Consider the following 16,595-nt stretch of genomic DNA (forward strand, 5'->3'; position numbering starts at 1 on the left):
ACAGCGAGATGGCGATCGCCGCGTAGAGCGCCATTCGCGCGGTGCGCCTGAAGGCTATGCCGATCCCGATCAAAAGGTCCGCAAGCCCGCCGGCGATGACGGAAGGGCCGCTGAAGCCGCCCGCGCCGCCGCGCTCCATCAGCGTAACGCCTGCCTCGTAACCCGGGCCGATCGAGGTCAGGCCGGTCGCGATCCAGAACAACGAGAAGACGCTGAACACCACGGGCTTGAGGAAGTAGAGCGAGGCGAACCAGCGCTCCTGAACGCCGGCCGGCTCGGCTGCGAGGCTAACGGAGACGCTCTTCGGCTGCACCCCGGTGAGCCGCATCCACTCTCCCGGATCTCCGACCGCTCCCCGCACGATCTCGCGCTGCGCCGTGCTGCGCATCGGTGGACGCCAGCCGAGCAGTCCAACGAGGTCGCCCAGGCGGTAGAGCATGGAGGCCAAGGCCGATGGCAGCGGGATGACGCGCGCCCTCGGGAGGCCGAGCCAACCGCGATAAGCCTGCACGATCTCCACCAATGAAAGTGGTTCGGGCCCGGCGAGTTCGAGTGCGACCCGGCTTGGCGCTCCAGGGAACAGGAAGAACAGGATCGCGTCGGCAACGTCGTCGAGATGCACGACCTGAAGGGGACCGGTTCCCGGCATGGCCGGAAGGACGGGCAGACCCGCGAGCCCCCTGATCAGGGCGCTGCCGCCATACGCCCGGCGGCCAAGAACCACCGAAGGCCGCAGGATGATCCATTCAAGGGCGCTCGCCATGAGAGCCCTGTCACCGTCGATCTTTGCGGCGGAGAACGCGCTCGCAGCGCCTCGATCCACCCCGACAGCGGAGAGGTGGACGACCCGCCGGACGCCGGCCTCTGCGCAGGCGCTGGCGAGCGCGGCGACGGAGTCGGCGAAAACGCTCTTCACGTCCTCCCCCGGGGCGTCCTGCAGCGCGCCCGCGCAGTTCACAACCGCGTCTATCCCCGCGAGGTGCGGAGCCCAATCGGTCGAGGCTTTGCACCCCGCGATGTCCAGCGATAGCCAGCGCGCTTGCGGGAACCGGCGGCTAGCCTGATCAGTCCGTCTGGCGACGCCGGTGACCTCGAAGCCGCCCGCGATCAGTCGAGCGATCACCTCGGATCCGATAAGCCCGGAGCCTCCGATAACGAGCACGTTCATCGAGCTGTCGGCGCCGCGGTTCATGTTTTACGTCCGGACCCCATCCGAGGAAAGGTTGCCTTCGAAGAAGCAGCACCTAAGCGGCTCCCCATCTTCTCGAAGTGGATCGGCACGTCAGCTGTTCCGGCTCGGTGCATCGAGGGCGGGGCCGGTGCATAGAATCGTCCGCCGCGCACGTGTCAGCTCGGCGAGGATTAGAGCCGTCGCCGCGCCCCAGATCGCGTGAGCTGCGATCATCAGCGCCGTGCGCGACGCCGGATGTCTCGACGGCGGTGTGAGGATCCTAGCCCAGGGGACCCACCCCAAATAGCTCCCGGCCCATATGGCTATTCCGCCGCCCGCAGCCGCCGCTGGTTTAATCCGAGGCGCCAGGGAGGCGAGCAAGGCGCCCGCTATCCCTCCGTAGATGAAATGACCAAGCATCGCCAGATCCTTCGCCCCCTCCTGGCTCCGGACCTCGAAGGCGGCGTCTACAATCTCCTTCGGCGGCAGCGGATATCTGAACTTCAGAGGCAGAGAACGGTGCATGCGGGTCATCGAGAGGGTCATGACGGCGGTCGCGGCGCATCCCGCAAGGCCCCCGAGGAGCAGACGAGTGCGAAATTCGTTGCCCAAGATGGTCCTCCGCGCCCTGCAAGGCCACCAGCCCAATCCGGAAGCAGCAAAATCAGATCTAGAGCCAGCCATCCGCTGGACAACCTAAGACCGGCACACGAGAACGCGCATAGCGATCGAGCAGTGCGCCGAATTTCCAACATCTCGCACTTCCCTTCACGCTGAGGCAATGACGCGAAAGGCTGTACCAAGCGCTCGCGGCGTCCTCTGTTCACAGAGGCGCTGATCAATCGGCAGCTCGACCGCCTGATGAATTATGACGATGTGGCCGAGCGGCTTCGCCAGCACCATCGCGAGACCGAGGTTCAGATCGAACGGCTGGAGACGATTCTTGACTCCCTCGGAGAGAGTCACTCGTCGCTCAAAGACGTAGCTCTATCGATGAGCGGCAATCTCGCTGCCCTGGGCCACAGCATAGCCGGCGACGAGATCCTCAAAAACACTTTCGCTAACTTCGCTTTCGAGAACTTTGAGGCTGCAAGCTATCGCTCTCTCATTGCGATGGCGGAAGCAGGGTCCTTCACCAATGCGCTGGAGCCATTGAAAGCGACCCTTGGGGGAAGAGCTAGAGATGGCGTCTTGGGTCGAAAGCAGGATTCCCGCGATCACCACGAGGTTCCTCGCGCTCTCGGCGGCTGGCGAGAAGGCTGACCGCTGAGACAACCGGCTGTCAGGACACGCGGCGGCGCACGGAGAGCTCCGGGGCCCGAAAGGACCGCTGGCTCCACGCTCCCGCGCCTCCAGGGCAGCCGGAGGCAGACGATTTCTCCGCCGTGCCACTCCTCAGGAGATGGATCAGGTGATCGGTTGCGCATGACGCTCGGAGGGCTAGGATGCGCCTTCACCTGAGGAGGGCACCCTATGTCCTACACAGTGATCGCCGAGATCGGCGGTGCGCCTGAAGCCACTGTCACGGTCACATCGCTCGATGCAGTGCGACTGGTCCGAGAGTACGTGAAACGCGGCAAGGCAGAGGTTATCGTTGAGGTTCCGGATGGCAGGGAGTTATCGCCAGCCGAATTCGAGACCTATGCTTCTGAGCGTAGCCCAGCGCCGCCGGGCAAGACGGACTAAGGCTGCACGCCGCCCGAAGGCCTATTCTGGCCGCCGCTAGTGCGCGGCCTCGTTTCGCAGGGTGGCGCTGTGAGGAGGAAGTCGTCTGCGTTAGCCGCATCATCGCGCCGCGGTGAAGCCGCATAATCGTTCACTACATCTCCAGAGCCCAAAGGAGCAGCAGGTCAGCGTCGTCACCGGCTTTCGTCCGAAGGCGCCGAGCGTGAGGGTAGGCAGCCTTATCGCGAGCTTAGTACCGGCTGACCTCCCGTTGCCCCCGGGCGCTTCTGCCTCAGCGAGGGCGGTATCGTTGAAGCCGGTTAGTCTTAGACGGCGGGCTCGGTGATGACGCGGAACGCCGTCAGGACGCCTGCGCCGAAGGTGAGCGTGAGTGGCACGTCGGGCGAGTCGCGGCCTCGCGCGATGAGGATGCGACCAATGCGGGGATTGTTGTTCCGGGGGTCGAACATGTGCCAGTGGCCGTCAAGAAAGACCTCCATCCACGCCGCAAAGTCCTGCGGAGCGTGAGGCGGCGGGAGGCCGATGTCGCTGACATAGCCTGTGCAGTACCGCGCTGGAATATTCAGGCACCGGCAGAAGGTAATCGCCAGGCGGGCGTAGTCTCGGCAGACGCCCTTCCGCTCATCGAACGCCTCGACGGCGGTGCGTGTCGCGCGGGAGAACTCGTAGCCAAAGGTGATGTGGCGATTCACTTAGTTGCAGATCGCCTCGACCCGTGCCCAGCCAGGCGGCGCTTGGCCGAACAAGCTCCACGCGAGGTGTGAAAGGCGATCCGTCTCGCAATAGCGGCTGCCCAACAGGAAAAGCAACGTGTCCGCAAGAAGTCGCTCGACCGGGATCTGCTGTGCGCCAGGATCGCTCGCGTCCCAGAGGCCGAGGTCGCGAACAACGGTCTCCGTGCTCAGCGCAAAGCGGCCGGCCGGCGCAATGACGCGGTTGCACCAGTTGCCGAAGGTGTCCCGGTAACCTTCGATGTGCGCGGCGGGACTGGTGACGAGGTAGTCCGGCCGCTCAAGGTCGGACACACGCGACGAGTGGACGTTGAGGGTCACGATCATCGGAGTGACTTGCCCGAAGTCATAGGTCATTTCGCAGCCGACGCGAATCCGCATGCATTCTCCTCCCTCAGCGCGCGATCCCGGCCGATCGGGCGACGGCGACAGGGCGACTGGTTTGCGAGATAGACCGCAGATGAGAAAACCGACGGGCCAATTCCGGTTCAGAGCTCAATCCGAAGAACGACGTGTATTGTTATGTCTGCGGAAGGGCCTGACCCGGCACGTGCACGCTGTGTGACCCCGCGACTTTCAGACACCGAACGCGTAGCGAACAGGGTAGCGCTCAGGTTCAAGGCCTCGCGAGTTCCTCCAACTCCTCCAGGCTCAGGGTCCAGCCATCCCCAGCCACGATCGTGACCTTGAGTCCACGGTCACTGACGTGTGTCCGCGCCACCCTCAGCGCGTCGAGCACGGACGAAACGCTTACAATTGCCGCTTTCTGGCCGGCGGTGGCGACTATCCTGTAAGACATCAAGGATCCTCGCATTAGACCTCTTGCATGTGGCCTGAACATCCCTGCTTCGAACATGATCCGCCGGCTCGCAGGCCTCCTGTAGCGGCCTCAGCGGATCGCCTTGCAACCACCCCTTGTGGAACCGTCGTTCAGCACCACATTGAGTCGATCGGCTCCCTCCACGGGCACGGGCCGACTGAGGGCCGTCACCGCTCCCGCCAAAGCCGGGAGCGCTCATGCACGCGACTAAGCCGCAAGTTTCCGCTAATCGGATCCTCCGTGCTCTGCCTGACGCGGAAATGGAGCGGCTATGGTCAAAGTTGATCAGGGCCGAGCTCCCCTTCAAGAGCGTCCTCTGGTCCGCCGGGGAGCCGGTCACCGGCATTCACTTTGTCGAGGCGGGCACCGTCTCCATGCTCGCAGCAATGAGCGACGGAGCGCAGACTGAAGTGGGGCTGGTCGGCCATGAGGGCGTAGCCGGCGTGTCTGCGTTCCTTGGGGCTCCGACCTCGCCCTTTGAAGCGCTGGTCCAGGTTGAAGGCGCCGCGCTGCGCCTACCCGTTTCATCGCTGCGGGCTGCTTTGACGGATGCCCCTTCGCTCATGCCGCTGATCCTCCGGTACGTCGACTCGTACCACTTCCAAGTCTCGCAGACCGCCGCCTGCAATGGCCGGCATCAAATCGAGCAGCGCCTCGCTCGTTGGATCCTGATGACAGACGATCGGGTCGGCGGCCATGACTTCTCGATGACGCATGAGTTCATGTCGATGATGCTCGGGGTGCAGCGTCCTGGAGTGTCTCTTGCGCTCGCCGCACTGAGGCATGCAGGACTCGTTCGGCACGAGAAGGGAAGCATGCGCGTGCTCGACCGAACAGGCCTCGAGGCGGCCGCCTGCGAATGCTACGAAATGGTGCGCAGGCGTTTCGAGTGGCCCGCTAGACCTTCTGACGCTTAGACGCGGCAGGTTCGCTACCGAACAGCCAAGCCGCGGGCAGGTTCTATGGTGCCAGGGACAAACGCTCCCGGAGGCTCCAATGAGAGCTCGGCTCGACACAGAAACCATCGCCGACGAGAAGATTAGGCAGGCTGTCGCCTTCGCGATTGATCATCAGGTCACACTCGACGCCCGCTTTCTGGCCGACCTGATTGCGCAGTCCCAGGGGGTGAACGCCTCCGCCCAGCAGATCGCCGGCTGGCTGGCCGAGGCGGCCGTAGCCGCTCGCGTGCCGGTAATGCTCTGAGCCTGTGACGAACCGCTCAACTTATCCGTCAAAGGGCAGGCACTCATTGCCTTTAGGGTCATCGGCGGAGACGGGTCCTCGCCACTCGCAGTCGCTTGCCCGCGCTCTCGACAGGTTACCGGCTGAAGCCATGCGCCGAGACGGGTCTGACCACGAGGCCCGACGGAATGGCGGCGGCCGTGGCTCACGACGGCAGCGGATCGTGGCGATTCTCGCGCGGGCCTGGCTGATTGCCTGAGCTTCGACGACCGCGCGCTGGCCTTTCAACCCCGCCCCGCCGAGTGCGGGGGGTTGCACGCCTCGCGAACGCCCCATTTCGCCGGATGAGGCGCGGCTCTATGGTGTCGCCCGTTATCCGGGGCCCACGATGAACGTCGAAGATCTTTACCGCCTGCTGCGCACCAGTCACATCGAGGCCCAAGGGATCGTGGACACCGTTCCCGATCCATTGCTCGTGCTCGATGAAAACCTCCGCATCCAAAATGCGAGCCGCTCATTCTATCAGACCTTCAGAGTCGATCGTTACGAGACCGTCGGCCGGCATCTTCACCAGATCGGCAACGGTCAGTGGGACGATCCGGATCTTCGTGAGCTACTGCTGAACGTCATCCCCAGAAGCGCCGCGGTGATCGACTATCGGATCGAGCACGAATTTCCCGAGATCGGCCGAAGAACGATGCTTGTGACGGCTCGAAGGCTGATCCATCCCGACGACGGCGTCCGCTCCATGCTGCTGTCCATCGTCGACGTGACCGAGTCCCACCGCCGAGACGTCGCGAAGGACATGCTGTTCGACGAAATGCGGCACCGGATGAAGAACCTGCTCGCACTCGCGACCGCGATCGCGCACCAGACCGCCGCGGAAGGGCGTTCGGCGGAGGAGTATCGCGACGCCTTTCTTGGCCGGTTCAACGCTCTGGTGGAAGCGCACGACATGGCCTTCCTGGAGCAGACCAGGAGCAGCCTCGCCGAACTGGTCGAACGCGCGCTAGCCCCTTACAAGGGCAGTCCCGAAAAGATCGCGATCGACCCTGACGGCGATGTGGAGTTGGCTCCTCGGGCGATGATGTCGCTCAGCCTTGTCTTGCATGAGCTTGCGACCAACGCGGCTAAATACGGCTCGCTGTCGGCGCCCGAGGGCCGGGTGCGCGTGGGCTGGCGAATCGAGGGCGCAGGCGGAGAACTTCGGCTTGAATGGGTCGAGAGCGGCGGCCCGCCTGTAAATCCGCCCTCGCGCGCGGGCTATGGCGCGCAGCTCATCAAGTCCGCCACCACCTACAGCCTCGGTGGTCAGGTGGAGCAAGAGTTTGCGCCGACCGGTTTGAAGACCGAGATCGTGATACCGCTCAAGGCAGCCTCGCGCACGGCCTGAGACGCCTAGCGGGGCGCGTCACGCCTGCTGGATGTCGATCTTGGACACGAAGCGTCACGCCCGTGCCGGAGGTCCCTGGAGTCGGTCGCCGCTCGTGGCGCGGAGACGGTTCGCCCTACGGCTCACCGCCCACGCTGGTCGCGTCGAGGCTTGCCCTCAGGCCGTAAGGCGGGAGGCGCCCGTTCCACGGGAGCCCCTGGTTCTCCCCGAAAGGGCCGCCGGGTCCTCGCTCCCTCGCCTCCACGAACTGGCGCAGGACTAGAGAAGGTTCGATCCCAGTTCCGCTCCCTCCGCCAAGCCGCAACCCCGGACGTTTCTCTCCGCATCCGGCGCGCGGTAGAGATCCCCAGGAAGCACAAACGCTCCGCGGGCGAGCTGTGTACGCTCCTGACAGAGCGTCCTGCAGGTTTTGGCTCTCTGGCGCGGCGCGTTCTCCGAAGCTGTATACTCCTACGCGGACGTACGCAGTCGTACAAACAGCTGATCGTCAACGGCTTCGCGAAGAACTTGGGTTCCTGGTTCGAGCCGGTGAACTCGCGTGGGTGATTTATGCCGGGTTCAAACAAGTGCCCGCGCTCGACTCATAGCCGCTATTGAAGATGTCGGCAGTCCGACAGCACAGAAGGGCATCGCTGCTATTGGGGACACGATGGCATCCGGATGCGCACCCCGTCGTCATCGTCCCGAAGGCCGTCGCAAACGGTCAGGGAATATCGGAGGACGTCGTCTCGGTTTAATGATTTAGCTGTGTCATGGCCGAGAAAAGGAACGTTCGACGATCGGCCAGGCTTCCCGGTCAGCGACGTTGCGGCCCTGCTCGACGCCGATCTGCGATAGTAGGAGCGCCATTGGCGTTCAAGTCGCGGCGCCTTGCCACAAGTTGATCTTCGACTGAACTTCCGCTGCCACTCCGCCCGCCGCCGAAAACAGCGACGGCGCTCGGCCAGCGCTCGGCCAGCGCTCGTCGTGCGGAGGCGGACGTATCGGCGGGTGTCCGGTCGCGCTCGATTCCTGACGCTCGTCAATGCCGGACCGGCGCCAGTTCGGTACAAGGCCCTGCAGATCGTTGGCTCAACGGCCGCAGGCGGATATGACCGCGCTGCGTCCGTTCGGCCGGGATGATCCGGTGATACGGCGGGGGAGAAGGTCGGCGCCAGCAGGCTTGACTGCGTTTTCAGTCATTGCGGAAGGGATCCGCATCCCGAAGGCGGATTTCATCGAAAGGCCCGGCGGGCGCTTCTCGGCACAGATCCGCGAGACAGCGCGCTGCTGCGACTGCACACGGCCCGCCGCGGCGTGGCAAGGAGACCCAGATGTCCGACTCGACCGCCGACCGCCGACAGGAAGCATCTGCCGAGATGCTGTTGGTCGCCTGTCCGGTCGATGCATCAGTGAACCGCGTCCCCCGCGCAAAACTCGACCGCAGCCCGAAATGTGGGAAGTGTCATGCCCCGCTCTTCACCGGCAAGGTCGTCGATCTCACCGGCGCCACCTTCGATTCGCACGCGCTCAGGAGCGACCTTCCGGTCGTGATCGACTTCTGGGCGGAATGGTGCGGTCCGTGCCGGACGATGACGCCCAATTTCGAGAGGGCGGCGCCGCGGCTGGAGCCGCGGGTGCGGCTCGGCAAACTCGACACCGAGGCGGAACCCGCCATTGCGGGGCGCTACGGGATTCGCAGCATTCCGAGCATGATCATGATCAGGAAAGGCGAGGAGATCGCTCGCACGTCAGGCGCGATGCCGACGGCGGCGATCGTCGATTGGGTCGAGCAGGCGCTGAAGCGGGCCTGAGAACTCCCTTGCACACCCTCTGTCAGTGACGAAGCCGACAAGTGCCGCTCTGGGCCATCCGCTCCCGTCGATCTGCCGAGCACAGATGCGCCTGCCAAAAAATGGTCGGTGGCGCAGTCTTCGGATCGAAGCGGCGGCCGGCCGCCCTGACGATCGTCAAGGCCGGGGTCGGACGGATGGCGTACATGTCCGGCCGTCCAGCTTGGGAGGCGCGCAATGGCGACCGTTCATCGGCTAGAGAAGATGTTTCGACAGGAGAGCGCTCTCGATCTCGATAAGAGCGATCTCGAACGGCTCGAGAACTTCGTTCGTCAGAAGGTCCAGGACCTTGTCGTTCGCGGCGAGGCGAACGCCAAGGCGAACAACCGCGACGTGGTCGAGCCTTGGGACCTTCCGATCACAAAAGGTCTCCAGGAGACGATCCACCGGTTCCGGCCCGTCAACGCGGAGTTGCAGCTTACGGATTACCTGGGCGGGCTGATAGCGTTGCCGCAGACCGATCTGGCGATCGGCGACGAAACCGAGGCGCGATTTCCCGAGATCGCCGGAGGACTGTGCCTCGCGCTCTCGGATACCTTCAAGATCGTCGACCAGGATCTCAAGAATCCACAGACTAAGGATTGGGACCGGGCGTATCGCCTGTTCGACCTGCTGCTCTAGCGTGTACTCGCCTCCTCGAGGGGCGGCGTCCCCCCGCCTTCGCCCAGGCGGGGGAGCACCTCTCGGCCGATCTCCTCCAACACCTCGGCCGCATCGCGCCGGCTATATTTGAGGTTGAGGATGACGTGATTGACGCCGGCGTCGGCGAGTTCGTTCAGGAAGGCGAGCATGAAGTCGCGGCCGGCCCGGAACCCGAGGTGAATCGGTCGGGGCGGCTCGGTCGGCTCGTCGGCCAGGTCGACGTAGAGCGACTGCACGAAGGGCTTGAACACGCCAGGCGACCTGACCTCCACCGCTGCGCGCCATTTCGCGACCAGCTCCGCCTGCCGCGCGAGGCCGCGTGGATAGGTGATCCAGCCGTCCGCGTTTTCGGCGATCCACTCGAAGCTCTGGCGGCTCGAACCCGTGATCAGGATCGGCAGGCGAGAGACGGGCTTGGGCACGGGGTCCGCCGTTCCCACCAAGGCGCCATAGCTCGACTGGACGCTTGGAAATTCCTCCATGAGCACCCTGCGTATCGTCGACAGGTTCTCGCGAAAGAGGACGTCGCGCTGATCCCAGTCGACGCCGAACGCCGGAAACTCGACTGGGCGATCGCCGGAAGCGACGCCGAGGACGAAGCGCCCGCCCGTCAGTTGGTCGACCGACGCGGACGCCTTTGCGGTGTGGAGCGGGTGGCGCAAGGGGAGAATGATTGATCCGGTCGCAAGCGCGATCTTCGAGGTATGCGCAGCGATCCAGCCCAGCCACACCCATGGATCGTAGATCTGGCCGAGATCTCCGAAACTCGGATCTCGCAGAGGCACGTCTCGTGTCCACACGCCGGCAAAGCCGAGTTCCTCGGCGCGCCGGGCGAGCCGCGGCTGATCGCGCATGCTGGGCTCGTCCCTCTCGAACGCCTCGATCGGGAAGAACAGCCCGAGCGACAGCTGGCGAGGCGAGAACATGCGCCGGAAGCCGGCGGACTCGCTGACGGACGCAGCTCTGTTGACCTTCAGCATGACGCCTCATCCTGAACGGGGAGCGCAGCCGCGCCATGACAATCGTCAGTGGTTTCAACAAACGAGAGAGGAAGCTGCGACGTCGTGACTAGCGACCATCCTTGGGGCTCTTCGTCTTTTCACGCTTCAGCGCTAGCGCGGGCGGAATCACCCAACCGCGCTTCGGGCGGTCGCAAGACGGCGTGCGATCTCTTCGACCCGCAGCCCGATCAGATCCTTGGTGATCGATCGCGCTTGCAGCCTGATCTGAACAGGCAGCGCTTCGCGCAGGAACGCGAGGAAAGCAGGCGGCGCCACGAGCGTCAGCTGATGCGCCCCGTGCGCCGCCTCGATCTTCACGAGCGCGGCGGCGATCTCATGCGCAAAGCGTTCCTTGCCGAGCCGATGCCAGTCGGTCTGCTCCATAGCGCTGCGTTGGCGCCCAACGCTTTGAAAAGCGCGGCCGGGACGGTCGGCGCCCTGTTTGCCGGTGGGTGGGTGTCGGACGCCTGAAACACGCCGCGCACTCGCAGACGCGGTCGAAGCAAAGAGCCGAAATCGTCGAAAAGCAGGGCTTTTCGGCTGTCGCAGACCAGTATCGTCTTGCCCTTTTTCATAATCGTAATTGTGACACGAGCTTTCGCACCCGCTCTGACGATCGTCAGTTTTGGCGGGTCGAGGCACCATAATGGCTGGTTTCGCCGCACCGACGAGCTAGCTTTGCCCAAGGCGATCATGCCCACATAAGGGGCTGGCAGGCTGCCGCTCATAGGAACACGTCGCTGATGAGTTTTCTTCCCCATGTGTCTGAACTGACGCGGGAGCACATCGCCCGCGAGTTCGATGATCTTGGTCCCGACGCCTGCATGACGGAGATCGTCGAAGCCATGCGGCGCGACAATCCGGAGCTTTTGGAGATGGCGCTGAAATGCGCTGAAGATGTCGGCGAGGCGCGAAGGGTGATGGCCGGCTTCGGCATGTTCTACAGGGCGCTCTCGTTTGAGGCCGCCGTCGCACTGGGACATCAGACGATGAGCGCGCTCCCGCGGGTCGACCCGCAGACGCGGGAGCAGATCGTCTTGGAGATCGACGAGCATGGCCCCAAGGCGTTCACGCTCCGCTCAATGGATAGCCTTGAGAAGTCTAATCCTGAACTGATGCAGATTGCGCATCAATTTGCCGCTCGAAGCGCCAACTATCTTGGCGTCATGCAGGGCTTCGCCCTGTTGCACCGGAGCCTCGTCGTCCAGTTCAGGGCAGACAGATCTAATCTGCACTGAATTTCCGTCTGCGCGGGGTCATAATCAGCGCGTGACGGCGGCGTCTAGCGATGGGTCGACATCACTTTTTGTACTGGAATTCCGGCAGCTTCCCGAGGGCCTCCTTTGAGCCGCCGCCGAGCGTGATCTTGGCGCCGTCATCGCTGATGTTGAGACTGGTGTAGGGAACCGCGACCAAGTGGCCGCCCAGCCCCAGGAAGCCGCCCACTTGGAGAATGGCGACCAGCTCCCGCTCCTTTGTGATGATGAGATCGTCCAGCGACCCAATTTTTTCGTTCTTGTCGTTCTCGACCTTCGCGCCGATGAGTTTGGACGCCTGATAGCCTTCCGCGACGGTTTTCACGTCGACGGCCACGAGGCGAACGGCCTGCGCCTGTACGGAGCCCACGGACCCCGCAAATAATATGGCCGCTGTCGACAGGACATAAGCCGATGCGGCGCGACGATCTAAGCTGCGATCGCAGAAGGATCTGCCTTCGCCCGCTTGATCGGCCTGTGACGATTGTTTGGTGGATGACATGGTATCCTCTTGTCTCAGGGGATTGGCACTTCCGAGAGGAGCCCACGTGATCATTTCCGAAGGCGGCGTGCGTTGACGACCGTCAGTTCCTCAAAATGACTTATCCGATCGTCGCCGGAAGGAGCCGATCGATGGCCTCGCCAAGTCCAAACACCCCGTTAGTGTCGTCATAGCGCGCGCCGTGGATGAAGAAGGTGCGCGTTCCAATAACGCCGCTGCGGACGCCGCCGATGAAGTCAGCTGCAGGCGGATGCAGCGGCCAGAGAGGAGCGCCGGACGGCTACGCGAGGTTCGCGGCTGAAGCACTCTGGCGCCACCCGGCGCCGGCGAATTCGTTGAGCGAGAGCGTCTGGTCGGGGGTGACGTGGAGGGTGAAGTCAGGGCCCTGAGCGCCCTTCTCAAGAATTTGGGTCATAGTCGCCGCCCGCGGTCACGCTGACGCCGCCAGTCGGCCGGGCGTGCGCTCGCCACGATGTTTCCGAAGCTGGAAGGCCAGGCCAATGAGGATTGCTCCCAGCACCAGTGAATAGGCGGCCATCCACAAGGTGAGCACCAGCGCGCCAATGTCCGGCGCGGCGAACAGCAGCACGCCGTAGATGAGCGAGGCGACCCCGCCGACGACCGATATCCACCGTCCGTGGCTGATCTTCAGGCTGAGCGCGGCGCCGAGCATCAGGGCGCCGGAGATCAGCGCCCACGCGCCGACCACGAAGACGAACGCGATCACCGTGATGCCCGGCCAGATCGCCGTCACCACGCCGACCAGCGCTCCGAACAGGCCGTTGAGGAGAAGCAGTCCCCAGCGTTCGCCTTTCCGGGCGCCGCGAACCGCAAGCACGATGTTGAGGATTCCGTCCGCCAGGCTGTAGGCGGCGAAGATGAGCACGACAGCCAACATCGCCGCGCCGGGCATGGCGAAAGCGACTGCGCCGAGCACGACGGCGAGGAGACCGCGCAGCCCGACCGCCCACCAGTTGTCGGCAAGCATGGCGTTCATGGAGCCGATGCGGGAACCGACCCACTGGATCTTGATCATGGCGCGCCTCCGCAGTTTGCTTGCGCCTGAAATTCATTCGCGCTTAAGCGTAGCGATCGGCTGGGCGCGCGACCTTGACGGTCGTCAACTCCCCGTCTTCCGCTGGCGTCGCTCAGATGCCGACGCGGTCGCGCAGCTCGGGACTGATTTCGGCGCGCAATGCGGTGACGACGCTCCCTGCTTCCTCCTGCGTGAGCCCGGAAAGCAGCAGGGTCTGGTCGGCGAGGCCGAGGCCGGCCGCCAGATTCTCGGGAAATACGACGCTTGCGCCAGCCTCGACGAAATCGGCGACGCCACGATCGTCGTTAGTGCTGACGATGCAGGCGACGGATGGGTTCTGCCCACGTGCGAAGGTCATGATGCGCTCGACGATCGGGCGATGGTCGAAGGTGACGATCACCAGCTTGACGCTCGCGATGCCGGCAGCCGAGAGAATGCGGTGGTGGCCAGCGTCGCCATGGACGACATTGTGGCCGAGGCGCTGAGCTTCCTTGAAGCGCGCGTGGTCGGACTCGATCAGGATGTGCGGGAGCTTCGCGGCTTCCAGAGCCGTCGCCACCAGGCGACCGACGCGGCCGCAGCCGCACAGCACGATATGGCCATCAAGTCCCACCGTTTTAGCGCGAATCTCCGTTTCACCGGCCGTCATCCGCGCCCAACGGCGCTCGGAAAGCCGTCCGAACATGGCGTTGCGCTGGATGATCAACGGCGCGAGCCCCATGGTCAGCGCCAGAGCGATCAGCGCGGGCTGACCGATCGCTGCGGGCATCAGCCCGGCCGCGATGGCGAGCGTCAGCAGGAGAAGCCCGAATTCTCCGCCGTGACCGAGGATGACCGCGATCCGCAGCGAGGTCGCGAACGGGCGGCCGAGGAGCAGGCAAACGCCGAGGGTGACGATCGGTTTTCCGACAAGAAACACGGCCATCCAGGCGAGAATGGCGGCCGGATGCTCGAGGATCAGATTGGGATCGAGCGACATGCCGATGGTGATGAAGAACAGCCCGACGAGCACGTCGCGGAAAGGCCGGACGTCGTCTTCGACCCGATAGCGGAAATCGCTCTCGCCGATCACCATGCCGGCGATGAAGGCGCCGACCGGCAGCGCGAGGCCGGCGAGATGAACGAGATAAGCGGCGCCCAGCGCCACAAGAAGCGCAGTGAGCAGGAACAGGTCGTTGGAGCGGGACTTCACCACCCCGGCGAACAGCGTGCGCACCACGGGGCGCGAGATCACCGCGGCGGCGGCGAGGGCGAGAGCCGCCAGCCCGAGATGCCTGGCGAGGTCGAGCGGCGCGACGGCGTCTTGTCTCGACCAGCTGTCGAGCAGCACGAGCAAGGGGATGGTCGCGAGATCCTGGAACAGCAGGATGCTTATGGCGGCCCTGCCATGCTGCGTGCTGATCTCGCCCTGTTCGGCGAGCTGCTTGGCGGCGATCGCGGTGGACGACATCGCGACTGCGCCGCCGAGCAGCACGCAAAGCCGCAGGTCGAGACCGAGCAGCCATAACGGCGTCGCCACCGCAGCCATCGTCGCGCCGACCTGCAGCCCGCCGGCGAGCAGCACGTCGTACCGCGCTGCGAGCAGCGTCGACAGCGAGAACTCCAGCCCCACCGTGAACATCAGAAAGACGAGGCCGAGCTCGGCCAGGAAGCGCGTCTCCTCGCCCGCTGCGATCAGGTCGAGAGCATGCGGGCCGATCGCCACTCCGGCGGCCAGATAGCCCATGACGGCCGGCATCCCACACGCTGCGAGCAAGCCGACGGCGAGGGCCGACGCGAGAACCAACAGCAGGCTTTGGGTGAGCAGGGCGTCATTCATGGCGGGACGTGGTTCCCGAACTGGCCGCATGCGGTGTCAGCGGGTCAGACGTTCGGCCCGACGTGTGTCCGCCGGGCCGCCTCGAACCGAAGTCGCCTCAAGATCAGACCCGGATCGTGATACGGTTCTCGACCTTGGTGACGCCGGGGGCGCGCCAGGCGGCGCGTTCCGCTTCCTGCCGCTCGGCCCATGATCTGACGGAGCCCTTGAGGATCACTTCGCTCCCGTGCGCTTCGACAGTGATCTGATTGGCGTCGATTTCCGCGTTGCGCCGAAAGGCCTCCTCGATCTTCGCCTTGATCTCGGTCGCGGCGGCGCGCGGCTTGAGGACGATCATGTTGCTGACGCCCTTGATGCCGCGAACGCGCCGCACGGCGTCTTCCGCGCGCGTACGCTGGTAGTTCCACTCCGCATTGCCTTCGAGCGTGACCCAGCCGTTCTTCACCACCACCTTCATGTTCTCATGCGAGAAGGGCAGCTCGTTCTTGAGCGCCTCCACCGCGTCGCGCGCGATCTCCGGATCCGGCCGCTCGCTGCCGATCGGCAGACGCACTTCGATGTCGTTCGCCAAGCCCATTACGCCGCTGACGCGCTTCACGTCCCGTTCGGCCTGCCATTTCTGCGTATAGCTACGGACGAAGCCGGTCAGGGTGACGACCCCGCCTTTGACCGCCACGGCGATGTCGGTCGCGTCGATATCGGCATCCCATTTGAGTTCGGCTTCCACGTCGCGTTTGATGTCGGCGTCGGATTTCATCTCGCTCTCCCGTGCTCTCGAACAGCTTTGGAACCGCAGGCGCCGGTCGCGCTGCGTAGCCTCAGGCTGGCTTGAACGTTGCAGGGCCGCCTTGACGGCCGTCAGCTTTTCCCAGCCGGTCGCGGCCGAACGTCTTCCGAGGACATGACCGCCAAAAAATGATGCGGCTCCGCGAGGCGCCGCATCAGCGAGGCAGGACGGAAGCCTGGGAGCGCCGTATCCTCAAAGGGTCTGCGCCGGTACGTTCGTGGCGCGCTTAAGCCGAAGTTACGGAGAATATCTTGGAGGCCGCGTCGTTCGCCTTTGGCGCGATCAGCCGCAGCACGCCGTCCTTCAGCGGTGCTTCGATCCGATCTTCGTCCAGCAGGGACTCTCGTCTCCACGGGATACGTCGCCGACGCGACTGAACTCAGCGTCCAGTAAACCGGCCTCGGCGGCCTGTGCCCATCGTACGAATGCGGCGATGCCTTCCGGAGACATTTTAGCGCCGCCGTTCGGAAGAGCTCCGTCTGGCGCGGATCGCGGCGGACGATCAGCGGCCCGCTGGCGACCGCCTCCCTCTACGGCTCTGCGGCGCGCTTGATAGAGCGGGGCGGGCGAGGCGGCTTGGCCGTGCGCCTGAGGGTGATGACAGAAGCTTAAAAAGCAGTCACCCGGAAAGAAGACGGAAATTCACTTATATTGATCGCAGGCAAGGAGAGCGCCGGTGTCGACGTCGTACAAGTGCCGATCAGGCGCGCCGTCCCCCCGCGGCCCTGAACTGCCTC

Annotated in this window: 17 protein-coding genes and 1 pseudogene; 8 read left to right on the forward strand and 10 right to left on the reverse strand. The window is 64.4% G+C overall.

Going from position 1 to position 16,595, the window contains the following annotated elements; all coding sequences use genetic code 11:
• Positions 1-1,192, reverse strand: a 1,192-nt coding sequence (locus tag VM780_RS08260; protein ID WP_325446793.1) for an NAD(P)H-binding protein, incomplete at its 3' end; no start/stop codon positions are given.
• 90 nt (positions 1,193-1,282) lie between these two features.
• A complete protein-coding gene (locus VM780_RS08265) occupies positions 1,283-1,717 on the reverse strand; it encodes a hypothetical protein (RefSeq protein WP_325446794.1) in 435 nt (144 codons plus the stop codon).
• Positions 1,718-2,032: 315 nt separating this feature from the next.
• Between VM780_RS08265 and VM780_RS08270 the strand changes: the two genes are divergently transcribed.
• Positions 2,033-2,434, forward strand: a complete 402-nt coding sequence (locus VM780_RS08270; protein ID WP_325446795.1) for a ferritin-like domain-containing protein — start codon at positions 2,033-2,035, stop codon at positions 2,432-2,434.
• Positions 2,435-2,644: 210 nt separating this feature from the next.
• Positions 2,645-2,857: a hypothetical protein gene (locus VM780_RS08275; protein WP_325446796.1), complete on the forward strand. Its 213-nt coding sequence runs from the start codon at positions 2,645-2,647 to the stop codon at positions 2,855-2,857.
• A 305-nt stretch (positions 2,858-3,162) separates the two neighbouring features.
• Here the strand turns inward: VM780_RS08275 and VM780_RS08280 are convergent.
• Positions 3,163-3,969, reverse strand: a pseudogene (locus VM780_RS08280) (transglutaminase-like domain-containing protein).
• 636 nt (positions 3,970-4,605) lie between these two features.
• Here VM780_RS08280 and VM780_RS08285 point away from each other — a divergent pair.
• The 5 genes from VM780_RS08285 to VM780_RS08305 all read left to right on the forward strand — a co-directional run bounded on the left by VM780_RS08285 (position 4,606) and on the right by VM780_RS08305 (position 9,436).
• Positions 4,606-5,325, forward strand: a complete 720-nt coding sequence (locus VM780_RS08285; RefSeq protein ID WP_325446797.1) for a Crp/Fnr family transcriptional regulator — start codon at positions 4,606-4,608, stop codon at positions 5,323-5,325.
• A 79-nt stretch (positions 5,326-5,404) separates the two neighbouring features.
• Entirely contained in the window at positions 5,405-5,611 is a 207-nt protein-coding gene (locus VM780_RS08290; protein WP_325446798.1) for a hypothetical protein, read from the forward strand.
• 367 nt (positions 5,612-5,978) lie between these two features.
• Complete coding sequence (locus tag VM780_RS08295; protein ID WP_325446799.1) at positions 5,979-6,983, forward strand: HWE histidine kinase domain-containing protein; 1,005 nt, start codon at positions 5,979-5,981, stop codon at positions 6,981-6,983.
• Positions 6,984-8,296: 1,313 nt separating this feature from the next.
• On the forward strand, positions 8,297-8,776 hold the full coding sequence (gene trxC / locus VM780_RS08300; RefSeq protein ID WP_414652805.1) for a thioredoxin TrxC: 480 nt from the start codon (positions 8,297-8,299) through the stop codon (positions 8,774-8,776).
• A gap of 216 nt (positions 8,777-8,992) precedes the next feature.
• Positions 8,993-9,436 (forward strand): DUF1931 family protein, encoded by a 444-nt coding sequence (locus VM780_RS08305; protein WP_325446800.1) that lies wholly within the window; start codon positions 8,993-8,995, stop codon positions 9,434-9,436.
• Here VM780_RS08305 and VM780_RS08310 read toward each other — a convergent pair.
• Both VM780_RS08310 and VM780_RS08315 read right to left on the reverse strand, forming a co-directional pair.
• The gene (locus VM780_RS08310; RefSeq protein WP_325446801.1) at positions 9,433-10,437 is read right to left on the reverse strand and encodes an LLM class oxidoreductase; all 1,005 of its coding nucleotides are present in this window, start codon (positions 10,435-10,437) and stop codon (positions 9,433-9,435) included. The two genes, VM780_RS08305 and VM780_RS08310, sit on opposite strands and share 4 nt — an antisense overlap.
• Positions 10,438-10,584: 147 nt before the next feature.
• On the reverse strand, positions 10,585-11,103 hold the full coding sequence (locus tag VM780_RS08315; protein ID WP_325446802.1) for a host attachment protein: 519 nt from the start codon (positions 11,101-11,103) through the stop codon (positions 10,585-10,587).
• Between the two features lie 98 nt (positions 11,104-11,201).
• Here VM780_RS08315 and VM780_RS08320 point away from each other — a divergent pair, with 98 nt between their 5' ends.
• A complete protein-coding gene (locus VM780_RS08320) occupies positions 11,202-11,696 on the forward strand; it encodes a hypothetical protein (protein WP_325446803.1) in 495 nt (164 codons plus the stop codon).
• 61 nt (positions 11,697-11,757) lie between these two features.
• Here VM780_RS08320 and VM780_RS08325 read toward each other — a convergent pair whose 3' ends face one another.
• From VM780_RS08325 to VM780_RS08345, 5 genes are all read right to left on the reverse strand, one after another.
• Positions 11,758-12,216, reverse strand: a complete 459-nt coding sequence (locus VM780_RS08325; RefSeq protein WP_325446804.1) for a PRC-barrel domain-containing protein — start codon at positions 12,214-12,216, stop codon at positions 11,758-11,760.
• A 280-nt stretch (positions 12,217-12,496) separates the two neighbouring features.
• Entirely contained in the window at positions 12,497-12,631 is a 135-nt protein-coding gene (locus tag VM780_RS08330) for a hypothetical protein (RefSeq protein ID WP_325446805.1), read from the reverse strand.
• Positions 12,632-12,646: 15 nt separating this feature from the next.
• On the reverse strand, positions 12,647-13,252 hold the full coding sequence (locus tag VM780_RS08335) for an HdeD family acid-resistance protein (RefSeq protein WP_325446806.1): 606 nt from the start codon (positions 13,250-13,252) through the stop codon (positions 12,647-12,649).
• 112 nt (positions 13,253-13,364) lie between these two features.
• On the reverse strand, positions 13,365-15,071 hold the full coding sequence (locus VM780_RS08340) for a cation:proton antiporter (RefSeq protein WP_325446807.1): 1,707 nt from the start codon (positions 15,069-15,071) through the stop codon (positions 13,365-13,367).
• 103 nt (positions 15,072-15,174) lie between these two features.
• Positions 15,175-15,828 (reverse strand): BON domain-containing protein, encoded by a 654-nt coding sequence (locus VM780_RS08345; RefSeq protein WP_325446808.1) that lies wholly within the window; start codon positions 15,826-15,828, stop codon positions 15,175-15,177.
• Between the last annotated feature and the right edge of the window lie 767 nt (positions 15,829-16,595).

The sequence above is a fragment of the Hansschlegelia sp. genome (genome assembly GCF_035538955.1).
Classification (GTDB): domain Bacteria; phylum Pseudomonadota; class Alphaproteobacteria; order Rhizobiales; family Methylopilaceae; genus Methylopila.

Coding starts and splice junctions, on each gene's coding strand:
- VM780_RS08310 (WP_325446801.1), bottom strand. CDS start 10,437: ATGCTGAAGGTCAACAGAGCTGCGTCCGTCAGCGAGTCCGCCGGCTTC.
- VM780_RS08340 (WP_325446807.1), bottom strand. CDS start 15,071: ATGAATGACGCCCTGCTCACCCAAAGCCTGCTGTTGGTTCTCGCGTCG.
- trxC (WP_414652805.1), top strand. CDS start 8,297: ATGTCCGACTCGACCGCCGACCGCCGACAGGAAGCATCTGCCGAGATG.
- VM780_RS08295 (WP_325446799.1), top strand. CDS start 5,979: ATGAACGTCGAAGATCTTTACCGCCTGCTGCGCACCAGTCACATCGAG.
- VM780_RS08285 (WP_325446797.1), top strand. CDS start 4,606: ATGCACGCGACTAAGCCGCAAGTTTCCGCTAATCGGATCCTCCGTGCT.
- VM780_RS08275 (WP_325446796.1), top strand. CDS start 2,645: ATGTCCTACACAGTGATCGCCGAGATCGGCGGTGCGCCTGAAGCCACT.
- VM780_RS08305 (WP_325446800.1), top strand. CDS start 8,993: ATGGCGACCGTTCATCGGCTAGAGAAGATGTTTCGACAGGAGAGCGCT.
- VM780_RS08345 (WP_325446808.1), bottom strand. CDS start 15,828: ATGAAATCCGACGCCGACATCAAACGCGACGTGGAAGCCGAACTCAAA.
- VM780_RS08290 (WP_325446798.1), top strand. CDS start 5,405: ATGAGAGCTCGGCTCGACACAGAAACCATCGCCGACGAGAAGATTAGG.
- VM780_RS08270 (WP_325446795.1), top strand. CDS start 2,033: ATGAATTATGACGATGTGGCCGAGCGGCTTCGCCAGCACCATCGCGAG.
- VM780_RS08330 (WP_325446805.1), bottom strand. CDS start 12,631: ATGACCCAAATTCTTGAGAAGGGCGCTCAGGGCCCTGACTTCACCCTC.
- VM780_RS08335 (WP_325446806.1), bottom strand. CDS start 13,252: ATGATCAAGATCCAGTGGGTCGGTTCCCGCATCGGCTCCATGAACGCC.
- VM780_RS08315 (WP_325446802.1), bottom strand. CDS start 11,103: ATGGTGCCTCGACCCGCCAAAACTGACGATCGTCAGAGCGGGTGCGAA.
- VM780_RS08265 (WP_325446794.1), bottom strand. CDS start 1,717: ATGACCCTCTCGATGACCCGCATGCACCGTTCTCTGCCTCTGAAGTTC.
- VM780_RS08320 (WP_325446803.1), top strand. CDS start 11,202: ATGAGTTTTCTTCCCCATGTGTCTGAACTGACGCGGGAGCACATCGCC.
- VM780_RS08325 (WP_325446804.1), bottom strand. CDS start 12,216: ATGTCATCCACCAAACAATCGTCACAGGCCGATCAAGCGGGCGAAGGC.